Annotated in this window: 8 protein-coding genes and 1 pseudogene; 1 reads left to right on the forward strand and 8 read right to left on the reverse strand. The window is 65.3% G+C overall.

What is annotated here, in order from left to right; all coding sequences use genetic code 11:
* Positions 1-10: 10 nt before the first annotated feature.
* From G4G31_RS21450 to G4G31_RS21465, 4 genes and pseudogenes are all read right to left on the reverse strand, one after another.
* Positions 11-816: pseudogene (locus G4G31_RS21450) on the reverse strand (LytR/AlgR family response regulator transcription factor).
* On the reverse strand, positions 798-1,916 hold the full coding sequence (locus tag G4G31_RS21455; RefSeq protein WP_210283918.1) for a sensor histidine kinase: 1,119 nt from the start codon (positions 1,914-1,916) through the stop codon (positions 798-800). The pseudogene G4G31_RS21450 and the gene G4G31_RS21455 overlap by 19 nt, the downstream one beginning before the upstream one ends.
* A 213-nt stretch (positions 1,917-2,129) precedes the next feature.
* Positions 2,130-2,747, reverse strand: a complete 618-nt coding sequence (gene pdeM / locus G4G31_RS21460) for a ligase-associated DNA damage response endonuclease PdeM (protein WP_229425174.1) — start codon at positions 2,745-2,747, stop codon at positions 2,130-2,132.
* Complete coding sequence (locus tag G4G31_RS21465; protein ID WP_182989309.1) at positions 2,744-5,242, reverse strand: ligase-associated DNA damage response DEXH box helicase; 2,499 nt, start codon at positions 5,240-5,242, stop codon at positions 2,744-2,746. Before G4G31_RS21465 ends, pdeM begins: the two co-directional genes overlap by 4 nt.
* Positions 5,243-5,718: 476 nt before the next feature.
* Between G4G31_RS21465 and G4G31_RS21470 the strand changes: the two genes are divergently transcribed.
* Positions 5,719-6,786 carry a GGDEF domain-containing protein gene (locus G4G31_RS21470; protein WP_182989310.1) on the forward strand — a complete coding sequence of 356 codons (1,068 nt, stop codon included), beginning with the start codon at positions 5,719-5,721 and terminating at the stop codon, positions 6,784-6,786.
* A gap of 510 nt (positions 6,787-7,296) precedes the next feature.
* Here G4G31_RS21470 and G4G31_RS21475 read toward each other — a convergent pair.
* The 4 genes from G4G31_RS21475 to G4G31_RS21490 all read right to left on the reverse strand — a co-directional run bounded on the left by G4G31_RS21475 (position 7,297) and on the right by G4G31_RS21490 (position 12,184).
* A complete protein-coding gene (locus G4G31_RS21475; protein ID WP_182989311.1) occupies positions 7,297-7,557 on the reverse strand; it encodes a hypothetical protein in 261 nt (86 codons plus the stop codon).
* Between the two features lie 188 nt (positions 7,558-7,745).
* Positions 7,746-9,383 (reverse strand): ATP-dependent DNA ligase, encoded by a 1,638-nt coding sequence (locus G4G31_RS21480; protein WP_182989312.1) that lies wholly within the window; start codon positions 9,381-9,383, stop codon positions 7,746-7,748.
* Complete coding sequence (locus G4G31_RS21485) at positions 9,376-10,461, reverse strand: ligase-associated DNA damage response exonuclease (RefSeq protein WP_182989313.1); 1,086 nt, start codon at positions 10,459-10,461, stop codon at positions 9,376-9,378. Before G4G31_RS21485 ends, G4G31_RS21480 begins: the two co-directional genes overlap by 8 nt.
* Positions 10,462-10,477: 16 nt before the next feature.
* Positions 10,478-12,184 carry an ATP-dependent DNA helicase RecQ gene (locus G4G31_RS21490; RefSeq protein WP_182989314.1) on the reverse strand — a complete coding sequence of 569 codons (1,707 nt, stop codon included), beginning with the start codon at positions 12,182-12,184 and terminating at the stop codon, positions 10,478-10,480.
* Between the last annotated feature and the right edge of the window lie 664 nt (positions 12,185-12,848).

The following is a 12,848-nucleotide window of genomic DNA, read 5'->3' on the forward strand; positions in this document are numbered from 1 at the left end:
GTCCGCAACGCTACATCTGCCGGAACAGGTGGGCATAGACCGGGCTCACGCGCAGCTTCTCCGGCCGGTTGCGCACATTCAGCACCACCTTGCCCATGCTGTCGCGCGAGGCGGCAAGGACGTGGCGCAGGTTCACCACCGCGCTGCGGCTGATCTGGCAGAAGCATGCCGGATCGAGCTGGGGCAGCAGCTCTTTCAGCGGCAGGCGGATCAGCGCCTCGCCGTCGGCGGTGACGACGTTCACGTACTTGTCGAGCGCCTGGAAGAACACGACCTCGTCCACCGGAATCATGCGCACCAGGTTGCCGACGGCGGCGCGGATCGTCGTCAGCCGTGCCATTGCCGCCGGCGCCGGCAGCAGGGCCTGGATCTGGGCGACCAGGCTGTCCAGCCCGCCAGCGTCCTGGCGCGCCGCCGGAGCCACCCGGCGCCCACCTCCAGGCGCGCACGCAGGCGCTCGACGGTGCGGGCCAGGCGCGCATCGTTGACGGGTTTCAGGATATAGTCCGCAGCGGCCTGCTCGAAGGCCTGCAGCGCGAATTCGTCATAGGCGGTGACGAACACCACCTGGGGGAACGGTGCCGGACCATCCCAGCGCTCGGCCAGCTCTTCGGCCGCCTCCAGCCCGCTCTGCCCGGGCATCTTGATGTCAAGGAAGAGCACATCGGGGCGCAGGGCCAGGGCCTGCTCGACCGCGGCCACACCGTTCGCGATCGTGGCGACGATCTCGAGTTCCGGCCAGAGCCGCTCGAGGCTGCGTGCGAGGATGGTGGCCAGGATGGGTTCGTCTTCGGCAATCAGGGCGCGGACATGCATGAAGCCTCCAGTGGAAAACGCAGTTGGACAACCGTGCCCTGCCGGGCCGGCGTCAGCTCGACGCTCGCGCGCTCGCCATACAGCACTTGCAGGCGTTCGCGTGTGGTGTGGATGCCCACTCCGCCGCCACGATGGCTGCCGGCCTGCGCCGACTGTTGCAGGCCGAGCCCGTTGTCGGAGACCGTCAAGGTCAGCAGGCCGTCCTGCGCCTCGGCCTGGATGCACACTTCGCCGCCGTCGATGCTGGGCTCCAGGCCATGCACGATGGCATTCTCGACCAGCGGCTGGAGCAGCAGCGGCGGCACCCGCACCGTGCGCAAGTCCGGGGGCAGCTCCGGGCGATAGGCCAGGCGCTCGCCCATGCGCACCCCCATCAACCCGAGATAGGCCTGCATCGCCGTGAATTCCGCTTCGAGCGTGGTGCTGTCGAGGCGCGACGCGCCCAGCGTGGCACGCAGGAACTGGATCAACCCGTCGAGCATCACGCCGGCCCGCTCCGGGTCGAGCGCAATCAGGCCCTGCAGGTTGGCCAGCGTATTGAACAGCATGTGCGGCTCGATCTGGGCTTGCAGCAGGCGCAACTGGGCCTGTACCGCCTGGCGTTCGACGACCTCCGCGCGCAGGCGCGCTTCCTCGTGCTCGCGCCGGATGCGCACACTGCGATCGCGGTATTCGACGATCAGGACCATCGTGCACATGCCCAGGAAAGTGAACAGGATCATGCTGACGCGTCCGATCGACGGATACTCGGCCAGGGTCGGCAAACGGTCGTGCAGCACCGCGGCGCCGATGTGCATCCCGCTGAAATGGCCCAAGGCGGCCGCCGCCAGCATCACACCGAGGAAGGCGAGCCACTGGTGCGCCCGCCGCTCGGAGGCCGGCCACACCAGCAGGCGGGCGAGGTCGACAATGGAAAAGGCGATCAGGCCGATACAGACCGAATAGACCAGCTGTCCATGCAGCATCTGCGGTTGGCCATTCGCCAGCGTGATCATGACGCCGGCGACCAGGCTGACCACCAGGCCGACGCGCAGGTCCGCCAGGAAGCGGCGCAGGAAGGACGGCGCCGGCAAGGCGCGCGCAGCGGGAAGGATGGTCATGGACATCGAATGCGTTTCCTGATTGGCAACGCAGCGATTGTGCCGCGCCCGGCAGGCGCCGGCAAGCCGGCTGCGACGAAACCGGTTTCGCGGGGTGCGAAACGGCTGGCACGCGGCGCGAGTCTGGTATGAAACCGGTGCGCAGCCAGCGCGCATCCGGGGCAAATGCGGCGCGGACGGCTCAGCGCACGCCGTGCACGGCTTCGCCCGAGGTCACGAAGATGGCGTCGCCCGGCTCGCGCGAAACCACATGCCCCCGGTGAACGAACCGAAGGACGGCAGGATCATGCGCCCCCTGCCGACCACGAAGCACGGCAGGCGCAGGGCGTCGAAGCGGGTCGCCAGCACCCAGGCCGGGTGCACGTGGCCGGTCAGCGCATAGCCGCCGCCATCGAGGTCGGGGTGGTGGCAGAAGTCGAAGGGGCCAATGCGGTGCGGCTCGTCCACGAGCTCGATGCCGAGCGCGGCGGCCGGGTCGCCCGCATGCTTGTCGTGGTTGCCGCGCACGAGCGTCAAGAGCAGCTCCGGGCGCGAGTGGCGCCAGGCCAGCATCGCCTGCTGGGTGCTCGACGCATGGGCCGCGCGCGCATGCAGGAAGTCGCCGAGGAACACGACGTGGCGGGCGCCATGCCGGTCGATCAATGCGCCAAGCCCGGCCAGGTTCTCTGTCGTCGTCCCGCGCGGCACGGGAATGCCCTGTGCACGGAAGGAGGCCGCCTTGCCGAAGTGGATGTCGGCAATGATCAGCATCGCCTGCGCCGGCCAGTACACGGCCTTTTCCGGCAACAGCAGCAGCGTTTCGCCTGCGACCTCGACAGCGTGAACACTCATACCGCGGCAGCTTTCTCCAGTTCCCTCACCATGCGGGCGACACGGTCGTTGAGCTTTTCGGTACTCACCTTTTCGCGGAAGCGCTCGACCATCAGCGCGAAACCGAAAGGCGTGGCGCGTTTCACCTCGCGGTAGGCCACTTTACGCGCATGCAGTTCCGATAGCGTGTCGCGCAGGCGCGTCAGTTCCAGTTCCTGCTCGAGCACTTCGCGCTGGGCTTGCGTGAGCAGCAGGTTGCCGGCGTCGTGCTTGCGGAAGACTTCGAAGAACAGCGAGGACGAGGCCTGCACTTGCCGGTTCGATTTCGGCTGGCCCGGATAACCCTGGAATACCAGCCCGGCAATGCGCGCCACTTCGCGAAAGCGCTGCTGCGACAGCTGGGTCGCATTCAGGCTCTCGAGCACGTCTTCCAGCAGGCGCTCGGTCTCGAACAGCGGCACATCGACGCCAGTGGCGCCGGCAAATTCAGCCGCCCAATCCACCGGTTCCGCCGACATCAGCTCGAAACCATAATCGTTGATCGCAATCGAAAACGTGATCGGCTGGCGCCGCCCGACCCGGTAGGCGAACAGCGAGGCCAGGCCCATGTGCACCGAGCGCCCGGCGAACGGGTACACGAACAGGTGCCAGCCCTCGCGGCTTTTCATCGATTCCAGCACCAGGGTGTCGATCGTCGGTAGCGCCGACCATTTTTCCTGGATCTCCAGAAGCGGCCGGATCGCCTGCATCTCCGGGCCCTCGAAGCGTCCTTCCGCGGCTTGCCGCAGCTGCTCGAGCGCGGCGTGGGCCAGCTCCGAAGACATCGGCATCCTGGCGCCCTGCCAGCGCGCAATCGCGCCGCGCGAACCGGTGGCACGTTTCACGAAGGCCGTCATCTCGTGCACGCGGATGAATTCCAGGATGCGCCCGCCGAACAGGAAGTGGTCGCCCTGCTTCAGGCGCGAGATGAAGGACTCCTCCATGCTGCCGATGCGCCCGCCGCCCATGTACTTGATCTGGATCGTCGCGTCCGAGACGATGGTGCCGATGCCCATGCGGTGGCGGCGCCCAATCGCGGTATCGGGCACCCGGTACACGCCCTCCTCGTCGGGCAAGACGCGCCGGTATTCCGGATACACCGTCAGGCTCTGGCCGCCGCGCGCAACGAAGTCCAGCGCCCACTGCCATTCCTCTTCGCTCAGGTGGCGGTAGGACCAGGCGGTGCGCACCTCCTGGTAGAGCTCTTCGGAGCGGAAACCGCCCCCCAGCGCCACCGTCACCAGGTGCTGCACCAGCACGTCGAAGGGCTTGTTCGGCACGTAGCGACCCTCGATGCGGCGCTGCGCGACCGCCACCTTGGCGCCGGCCGCTTCCAGGATCTCCAGGCTGTTGGTGGGAACGAGGGTCACGCGCGAAACCCGCCCCGGCGCATGGCCGCTGCGCCCGGCCCGTTGCAAGAGGCGCGCGATGCCCTTCGCGCTGCCGACCTGCAGCACGCGCTCGACCGGCAGGAAGTCCACGCCCAGGTCGAGGCTGGCGGTACAGATCACCGCTTTTAGTTCTCCCTTTTTCAGGCCCATCTCGACCCAGTCGCGCACCTCGCGCGCGAGCGAACCGTGGTGCAGCGCGATCACGCCGGCCCAGTCGGGACGGGCATCGAGGATGTTCTGGTACCAGATCTCCGACTGCGAGCGGGTATTGGTAAACACCAGTGTCGCGTCGTAGTGCTCGATCTCGTCGATGACGGGTTTGAGCATCTGCATGCCCAGGTGGCCGCCCCAGGGGAAGCGCGCCACGTCCTTCGGGATCAGCGAATCGACGACGATCTGCTTGCGGGTGTCGCCTTCGACCAGCACGCCGCGCTCCTCGCCATTCTCCTCGCCCACGCCCAGCAGCACCTGGCGCGCCAGGTCGAGGTCGCCCATCGTCGCCGACACGCCCCAGACCACCAGTTCCGGGCGCCAGGCCCGCAGCCGCGCCAGCGCCAGCTGCACCTGCACGCCGCGCTTGCTGCCCATCAGTTCATGCCACTCGTCGATGACGATCGTGTCCAGGTGCCTGAACTGCTCCTGGCTTGCGGCGTGGCTGAGCAGCAGCGACAGGCTCTCGGGTGTGGTGATCAGCGCCGTGGGCCAGCTGCGCGACTGGCGCGCGCGCTCGGCCGAACCGGTGTCGCCGGTGCGCGCGCCGACCGTCCAGCCGGGCGCGAGTTCGGCGGCGGATTCTTCCAGCGCGCGCTGGGTGTCGGCCGCCAGCGCGCGCATCGGCGTGATCCACAACACGCGCATGCCGGAGAGGCGCCCTTTCGCCAGCGACCCGCGCTGCAATGCCGCGAACCAGACGGCAAAGGTCTTGCCGGCGCCGGTATTCGCATGCAGCAGGCCAGACTTGCCGGCCAGCGCCGCCTTCCACACTTCTTTCTGGAACGGAAAGGCCTTCCAGCCGCGCGCGGCGAACCAGTCCTTCACGACCGTTGGCGTGGGGCCGCTCGCCAGTTTGCTCGCTGGCGCCTTCATGCACCCGTGGCGGCCGGGATGGCACCTGCGTCGCGGCCGCCACGCCGCGGATTGACCGTGGCACCGGCCTGGTGGCCCGGTTTCGCCATACTGGAACGATCGCGCTTCAAGATTCAGGCCTCATGTTCAACTTCCCCTCGAAAAAGTGCACTGCCGTCCACTTGCGTGCCGTCGTGGCGGTTCGCGCTGCGATGCACGGCCTGCCTGTCCAGTTTAGCAAATGCCTTGCAGGCGAAGCGCCCCCCACCCTGCCCATGCCGCCGCGCCCCCGTTTGTTCCGCCAAAAGGGTTAGGTGATGCGGGACGATGGGTGTATTGTCGTTTTGAAGCCAGGGGTGAATGGGTTGTCGTTCTGGTTTTTCTCGAAAGCCGGTATGCGTGCATGTGCGCGGGCATCGGCGGGCAGGACTCCGTCCCGTGCAGCGTCGAGGCGGGTTTGTCTCGCCATGCAGCCCATCAACCAGGAGCCCAGCAAAATGAACAAGCACACCTCGCCACTGCCGCAAAACGGTAGCAATCAGCTGCGTCAGTTACTGACACTGTCGCGCGAGCTGCTCCAGACCGACGACTACAGCGGCTCACTGTCCCTGATTGGCCGCACCCTGGTCCGGACGGTCGAATGCGACTCCGCCTTGCTCCTCGTACGCGACGGCAGCCTGGATCTCTGCGGCTTCGACTGCAATGGCAATGCCTATCTGGCCCGGACCGAGCATCCCTTGTATTCCGCCGGCGCCGCCCTGTTACCCCATCGGGCAAGAAGGATGGGCCAGGATGACGATGGCGGGCCGCCCGAACCGAGTGAGCGCATACTCGCGCTCGCGGTGCCTGCGCCTGCCGCGATTGCCATCCTCGTCGCCGCCTGGGACAATGACCTGCCCCCTGCCGCCGCCCGTGCCTGCCGGCGCACCATGTCAGCCGTCCTCGAACTGGCCGCGGCGGCCTTGGGCAAGATCAAGGCGCGTGGTGCGCTCGAGCAGCTCGTCAAGGACCTGCGCGAGGAGCTTGCGAACAACGCGATGGTGCATGCCGCCGAACTGAGCCAACGCGATGGAGCCGTCGGCGAAATGCACGTCCTGGCGCTGACCGACGTGTTAACGGGCTTGTACAACCGGCGTGGTTTTTTCCTGCAAGCCGAGCAGATCTTCCGGATTTCGCGGCGCCAGCGCACACACAGCGCCGTCATCTTCGCCGACATCGACGGCCTGAAGCGTGTGAACGACGAACTCGGTCACGACGCCGGCGACGCCTTGCTGAGGGATGCGGCGCACGTGTTTCGTCAGTCGTTCCGCCAGGCCGACGTCGTGTCGCGCCTCGGGGGCGACGAATTCGTGGCCTATACGCTGGACGACGAACAGCCGCAGGTCATCCTTGAGCGTCTGGATGCCAACCTGCGCGCCCACAACCTGATGCAGGAACGGCCCTACATGGTGTCGATGAGTGCCGGGGTCGTGCAGTGCGATCCCGCCAGCGAGCAACCCTTGTCCGACTACGTCCAACTGGCGGATGAGCATATGTATACACACAAGCGCAACCGCCTGCACTGAGCACGTCTGACAAAACCATCCGATTCGGTGCGGACGCTCAGGGACAGCGACTCAAAGAATATGTCGAATCGAGTGGACATCAATCCATTGACGGGCGAAAGAGAACGCTCGCGTCGTCGCTTCAAGCTCAGTAGAAAAATCCTGGTCATCTGCCCCGTGGTGATGAGCCAGAGGACAGCTGACATCGTGCCCGTGGTAGATCGCGAACGTGGACAAGTAGCGCCTTCGAAAAGTCTGAACCGGATTTGCTGCAATCGTGTAACCCTTGTATTGCTCGGTAGGTGTGCTTTGCATGAGGTCTCCGATAGTCAAGCAAGGACCTTAACACGGACGCAGCAGATTCGGTCGCCTCACCGGAAGGTAGTAAGGAACCTGACAACACCCTGGTTTGCACCCTGAATGAGCAAGTGTCCTTGGGCACGAAAGGATCCGATATGGCGCCGGAAGGCGCTGTGGGGGAATGGCTGCGAAGGCTCATCGTGCCCATCCCGGCGTCGCGTCCAGCAGTCGCTATCCGTTGCGCTCCTGCGGCTGGCCGGTATCACTGCTTCTTTCGACTGTTGCGCACTCCGCGCTGTCGCGCCGGCTCTGCATGTCGTCGTCGACGACTTCCGGGGGGTCCAGCATGTCAGTGAGCATGCCCTGCAGCTCGGGTGTATCCCATTCCTTGCCACAGCGCTGTTTTGCATGGATGTAATGCCTGACTTCGCTTTCCTGCGCATCGGTCAACGGAAGACCGCGGAATGTCGATCCGGGATTGCCAATATTCATGGTGTCCACGCTTTCGATAACGCCATGCAATGGATGATCAGGGCCGAGGGAATGGCATGGCGCCGGCGGCAACGAAACGGTGCTGATGCACCATATATAATCAATTTATACCCTATCCACAGGCGCCGGCGCACGCTAGGCTGCGGTGACCGCACTGGCAACTCCCCCGCGCTCGAAGAGGACGATGCTCAGACGCCGGCGGCCAGCAGGCCCTTCAGGGTGTCGAGGGTGTCGGCATCATCGACTGTCTTGTCGTCGCGGCGGCGCAGGATGCGTGGGAAGCGCACGGCAATGCCGGCCTTGTGGCGCGAGGACAGCGCGATGCCCTCGAAGCCGATCTCGAACACCATCGTCGGCTTCACGGCGCGCACCGGGCCGAATTTTTCGATCGTGGTCTTGCGGATCGCGTTGTCGACCTGGGCGATCTCGGCATCGGTCAGGCCCGAATAGGCTTTCGCGAAGGGCACCAGGCGGCGCTCGCCATGGCCTTCATCGTCGTCCCAGACGGCGAAGGTATAGTCGGTGTAGAGCGAGGCGCGGCGCCCGTGGCCCGCCTGGGCATAAATCAGCACCGCGTCGATCGAATACGGATCGACCTTCCACTTCCACCAGGTACCGACATCCTTGGTGCGGCCCACGCCGTACTGCGCGCTTTTCGCCTTCACCATCATGCCCTCGACACCGCGGTTGCGCGACTCGGTACGCAAGGCTGCCAGGGCTTCCCAGCTCTCGGCCTGGACGACTGGCGAGATCTTCAACTGCGCCTGGTTGACGGCAGCGACTTGCGTTTCCAGCAGCGCGCGCCGTTCGTGCTGGGGCAGCTGGCGCAGGTCGACGCCATCGAGTTCGAGCAGGTCGTAGCAGACCAGCACCGCCGGCAGCTCGGCCAGCAGCTTGGCGGACAAGCTCTTGCGGCCGATACGGCGCTGCAGTTCGGCGAAAGGCGCGGGTGCGTCGTTGGCGTGATCCCAGACCAGCACCTCGCCGTCGACCACCGTGCCCTCTGGCAGGCGCACGCTGCAGAGTTCCGGGAAGCGCTCGGAGATCAGATCCTCGCCGCGCGACCACAGGTAGTTTTGCCCGCCGCGCCGCACCAGCTGGGCGCGGATGCCGTCGTACTTCCACTCCACTTGCCAGTCATGCAGTTCTCCGAGCGCAGCCGGGTCGCCTTGCAGCTGGTGCGCGAGGAAGAAGGGATAGGGCTGGCCGCCGCGCAGCTTGTGTTCTTCATCGGACTGGGCGGCGATCAGCTGCAGGAACTTGGTCGCAGTCGGGCGCACGCTGCCGTCGGTCCAGCCCATCAGGCGCTGGGCGATCAGCTTGCTGTCCACCGCGGCGATGTTGGCCAGTGCGCGCGTGACCAGCAGTTTCGACACGCCGACGCGGAAACCGCCGCCGATCAGTTTGCAGAACAGAAAGCGCTCGGGCGTGGTCAGCTCGTCCCAGTAGGTGAACAGGGCTTCACGGATGACTTCAGGGGCGGCTCCTCGGAGCGGCCCGATCCTTTCCATCATCCATTCGGCCAGGCCGACGTCGCTGCGTCTGGTCGGCGGCGGAAGGATGTGGGCGATGGTTTCGGCCATGTCGCCCACCGCATGATAGGACTCGTCGAACAGCCATTCGTCGAGCACCGCGTATTCGATCGCATACTGGCGCAGCAGCTTGGTCGGCACCGCCTGGCGCGGCTTGCCGCCGGCGAGGAAGTACACGGCCCAGGCGGCGTTCTCCGGCGCGGCGGTCGAGAAGTAGCCCTGCAGGGCTTCGAGCTTGCGGTTGGTGGCGGTGGTTTCGTCGAGCTCGGCAAAGAGGCGGGCAAACTCACGCATCGCGCGCCCCCTGCACCTCCGGCTGTTCCCCGGCTGTCTCGGCCGCCTGCGCCGCTTCCTTCACCTCGGCCGGCTGCGGCGCAATGCCGACGTCGTCATCGTCATCGCCGTATTCGGTATCGAAGCCGGCCGCGTCCAGCCCCTGCTGGCACAGCCACTTGACCATCACGGGGATCGAGCCATGGGTGACGATGATGCGCTCGGCCCCGGTGGCGGCAATGGCGCTCATCAAACCCGGCCAGTCGGCATGGTCGGACAGCACGAAGCCGCGGTCGACACCCCTGCGCCGGCGCGCCCCGCGCAGCTGCATCCAGCCGCTGGCAAAGGCGTCGGAGTAATCGCCGAAGCGCTTCATCCAGGCCGAACCCGAGGCGGACGGTGGCGCCACCACGATGGCCTGCTTTAACGCGGCCTTGTCGAGGTCGCTCACCATCAGGGTGGGCGGGAGAATGACGCCGCCCTCGCGGTAGACGCGGTTCAAAGGTTCCACCGCACCATGGCAGACGATCGGCCCGATGGACGGATCCAGGCCGGACAGGATGCGCTGCGCCTTGCCGAAGGAGTAGCCGAAGATGACGCTGCAGCGGCCCTCGGCGGCGTTCTTGCGCCACCAACTGTTGATGTCGTCGAAAATGCGCTGCTCGGGCTCCCAGCGGTAGATGGGCAGCCCGAAGGTCGATTCGGTAATGAAGGTGTGGCAGCGCACCGGCTCGAAGGGCGCGCAGGTTTTATCGGGCTCGATCTTGTAGTCGCCCGAGGCCACCCAGACTTCGCCCCCGTATTCCATGCGCACCTGAGCGGAACCGAGCACATGCCCGGCCGGATGCAGCGAGATGGTGACGCCGTTGTGGGTCGTCGTCTCGCCATACTCCAGGCCATCGACGGAGATCTCGCCCAGGCGCGAGCGCAGCACGTGCACGCCGCTGGCGGCAGTCAGATAGCGGCCGTGGCCGTAGCGCGCGTGGTCGCCGTGGGCGTGCGTGATGACGGCACGCTCCACCGGCCGCCATGGATCGATGTAGAACCCGCCCGGGACGCAGTACAGTCCTTCCTTGCGCACTACCACCATATCTGCCATGCGGGCCTTTCAGCGTTCAGACGAGTTCTACAAAGTCTGCCATAAAGCTCCGCTGTTCGCCGTCCGGGAAGTCGATGGCAACCTGGTCACCCGCTACTGACACGACAACGCCCTCCCCGTACTTCGGCACCTTGACGTGCATGCCCGCTTCGAAATGCGGGCCGCTCGGCTCGGGTTCAGGCGTATGGTCGAATTCATCGTCGCGAATCTCGATGTCTTCCAGCAGCGCCGCCGGCGGGTTCAGGCAGTTATCGCAGCGGCAGCATTTTTCGAAGCCCTCGACCTCGTCGCCAAAGTAATCGAGCATCAGCTTCCAGCGGCAGAAGCCGCTGACGGCATAACCGACCATCTGCTCCAGCGAGGCGCGGTCGTGGTCCTGCTTCTGCACATAGACTTCAGCCAGGCCTTCGAAGGTGGCCGCCTTCGGCTCGGCATTGGTCACGACGAATTCGAGCTTGCGGTTCTGGCGCACCAGCTTGCCGTCTTTCAGCAGCTTGAGGCAGACCTTGATCTTCGCTTCGTTCAGGTCGACCAGCTTTTCCTCGATGCGCTCGGTCGTCACGGCGCCGCTTTCGGCCAGTTCGCAGGCTGCCTCGTACACCGAACGGATCTCGGCTGCGTCCGGGTAGTGCTTCACCAGGAAGAACTGCTGCAGGCGCTTGTCGTCCTGCAGGAACAGCAGCGTGCACTGCGCATCCTTGCCGTCGCGCCCCGCCCTGCCCGACTCCTGGTAATACGATTCGAGATTGGCGGGAATCTGCAGGTGAATGACGAAGCGGGTGTCGCTCTTGTCGATGCCCATGCCGAAGGCGTTCGTCGCGACCATGATGCGCCGCTCGTCGTTCATGAACAGGTCCTGGTTGGCGCGCCGCTCGGCGGCCGGCAATTTGCCGTGGTAAATCGTGACCGACTCGCCCGCCTCTTCGAGCATGCGGTGCATTTCCTCGGCCGCCTTGACAGTGGCCGCATAGACGATGCCCACGCCCGGGGTCTCGGCCACCAGGCGGCGCGCTTCCAGGAATTTGTCCTGCACGTTCGTCACCTGGCGCACGCTGTAATGCAGATTCGGCCGGTAGATGCCGGTGTTGATGACCTTCATGCGCGGGCGGTTGAGCTGACGCCCGATGTCTTCCATCACCTCGTCGGTGGCGGTGGCCGTCAGCGCCAGCACCGGCGGCTGGCCGAGCGCGGCGATCGCTGCCGCCATCTCGATATAGGCCGGGCGGAAGTCGTGGCCCCACTGCGAGATGCAGTGCGCCTCGTCGATGGCGACCAGCACGATCTTCGCTTGCTTGAGTACGGCGAGGAAGTCGGGCGAGGCCAGTCGCTCGGGGGTGCAGAAGACGATTTCGCACTCCCCTGCCGCAATGCTTTCTAACGCCGCGTGCTCTTCCTCGGCATTCAGGCTGCTGTTGACCTGGCAGGCACGGATGCCCAATTCCTCCAGTTTTTCCAGCTGATCCTTCATCAGGGAGATCAGCGGCGAGACGACCACTGTCGTGCCCTTCAGGATGTGGGCCGGAATCTGGTAGCACAGCGACTTGCCGCCGCCAGTGGGCATGATCGCCAGCGTGTCCTTGCCGTCCAGGACACTGTCGATCACGCGTTGCTGGCCTTCGCGCAGGCGTTCGATGCCGAACACGGAGCGCAGCAGCTTGCGGATGGTATTGCGGCGCACCGCGAGGAGGCCGTTATGGAGGAGTTGGGGGTCATGTCGGGTCATGAGGAAACTGTAAGGCGCGCGCGCAAGCCGGACTATAGGACGCCAGCCAAGACCGCCGTAGGAGCCCCACTTTAGAGCACCTAAAAAACCTCCATAGCCGCGTTGCATCGTCTCGCCGTGCAAGCGCACTGTCTTCGCCGACGCGCCTTGCCATCAAGGTCTTGTAGCGTGCCTGACAAAAACCCCATGGCTGCGTTGCGGCGTCTCGCCGTACAGGCCTACTGTCATCGACGCTGCGCCTCGCCCTGAAGGTTTTGTCAGGCACTCTTTAGGCGCTCGCGAGGTGCCTTCCAGCCGTTGAGACAGCTCCGCAAGGTGTTTTCCTACAGAACGGCGGAGTCCTCGCCGATGTCGCAAAAGCGACAGCAGGCCTAAGATGGCACCATACACGAACGAAAAGACAAACAGACGACAGCCCCGGAGAACCATCATGATGCGCTCGATCCCCACTACCCTGACCGCCCTCCAGCTTGCCCTCGCCAGCGTCGCTGCCTGGCTGGTCTATGAAACGAACGCGCTGCAGGGTGCGGCGGTGTTGATGTTTCACTGATCGAAGCACGCATTTGCCGCACGATGCGGCCCTGATGCCGGCATGTAGCCGATATTCGCATTCTACTCAGCCGCGGTAAAAAGCCGCGCACGATAACAAAAGCGCCGTACCACA

Origin of the sequence: Massilia sp. Se16.2.3 (genome assembly GCF_014171595.1) — a bacterium.
GTDB lineage: Bacteria > Pseudomonadota > Gammaproteobacteria > Burkholderiales > Burkholderiaceae_D > Telluria.

What these genes read in the sequence shown, in the direction of transcription:
- G4G31_RS21455 (WP_210283918.1), bottom strand. Translation starts at nt 1,916, where the DNA reads ATGACCATCCTTCCCGCTGCGCGCGCCTTGCCGGCGCCGTCCTTCCTG.
- pdeM (WP_229425174.1), bottom strand. Translation starts at nt 2,747, where the DNA reads ATGAGTGTTCACGCTGTCGAGGTCGCAGGCGAAACGCTGCTGCTGTTG.
- G4G31_RS21465 (WP_182989309.1), bottom strand. Translation starts at nt 5,242, where the DNA reads ATGAAGGCGCCAGCGAGCAAACTGGCGAGCGGCCCCACGCCAACGGTC.
- G4G31_RS21470 (WP_182989310.1), top strand. Translation starts at nt 5,719, where the DNA reads ATGAACAAGCACACCTCGCCACTGCCGCAAAACGGTAGCAATCAGCTG.
- G4G31_RS21475 (WP_182989311.1), bottom strand. Translation starts at nt 7,557, where the DNA reads ATGAATATTGGCAATCCCGGATCGACATTCCGCGGTCTTCCGTTGACC.
- G4G31_RS21480 (WP_182989312.1), bottom strand. Translation starts at nt 9,383, where the DNA reads ATGCGTGAGTTTGCCCGCCTCTTTGCCGAGCTCGACGAAACCACCGCC.
- G4G31_RS21485 (WP_182989313.1), bottom strand. Translation starts at nt 10,461, where the DNA reads ATGGCAGATATGGTGGTAGTGCGCAAGGAAGGACTGTACTGCGTCCCG.
- G4G31_RS21490 (WP_182989314.1), bottom strand. Translation starts at nt 12,184, where the DNA reads ATGACCCGACATGACCCCCAACTCCTCCATAACGGCCTCCTCGCGGTG.